Source organism: Aquimarina sp. RZ0, from assembly GCF_008370685.1.
Taxonomy (GTDB): domain Bacteria; phylum Bacteroidota; class Bacteroidia; order Flavobacteriales; family Flavobacteriaceae; genus Aquimarina.
Genome location: NZ_VTZU01000242.1, coordinates 1 through 827, shown reverse-complemented (window position 1 = coordinate 827; position 827 = coordinate 1). Strand labels below are relative to the sequence as shown.

The window sequence follows — 827 nt, the reverse complement described above, 5'->3', positions numbered from 1 at the left end:
CCTGAGACTAGCTAATTTTTTTGGGTCAGTTTCGCCTAGAGCAATTGCTCTAATAATTTTAAGTCCTGTCAGACCCACCACATCTTTGACCACTACATCTAGTCGAATATTCATCAGTCTAAGATACTTTTGCATTTTTTTAGTGGCAGAGGCAGCTTGCTTAATGAGATTATGTCTGTGCCTTGTAAAGGTTCTTAAAATCTCGGTATCTTCATCAGGCAAGAAGCTTCCTGATAGTAATCCTAGACTATGTAGTTTTTGTATCCATTGGCAGTCTTTTACATCTGTTTTCTTTCCTTTAATATTTTTGGTAAACTTTCCATTACAAAGAGTAACCTCAAAGCCCTTAGAAATTAGAACAGCGTGTAAATTTTGCCAATAATTACCTGTGCTTTCCATCGCAACAGTGGCAATATTATGCAGGGTAAGCCAATCGGCTAATTCATAAAGGTTTTCATTGTAGACACCAAATTCTTGAATCAAATCATTAGTCTGCCCTACAGCTACCCAATGACTACGGCTACCAATATCAATACCAGCGGCATTTTTATTGACTATATCTAAACTAATTTGTTCTTCCATACTATTAGATTTAAAAAGCTCTAAGAGAATGTGCTTTAGGCAAAGAAATTATTCTGAACGGGATTACACCAAGTGCATCGCCAATGTACTGATGGCAAACATTCTAACCAGGATTGCGCTCGTGCTTACTAAAAAAAGCAGCAACACTTTAAAAAACGGCCTTGCAAAGAGCTAAAGTTAATACCCAGTAAATTACGAATTTTACGTTAGCCTACGTACTGAAGTTTCTGGGGTCTATGAGGGAT

The 827-nt window shown here is 37.2% G+C and carries 1 protein-coding gene; it reads right to left on the bottom strand.

Annotated elements, in window-relative coordinates:
• The coding region (locus F0000_RS27495; protein WP_149627883.1) for a transposase at positions 1-582 on the bottom strand (582 nt) is incomplete at its 3' end.
• Between the last annotated feature and the right edge of the window lie 245 nt (positions 583-827).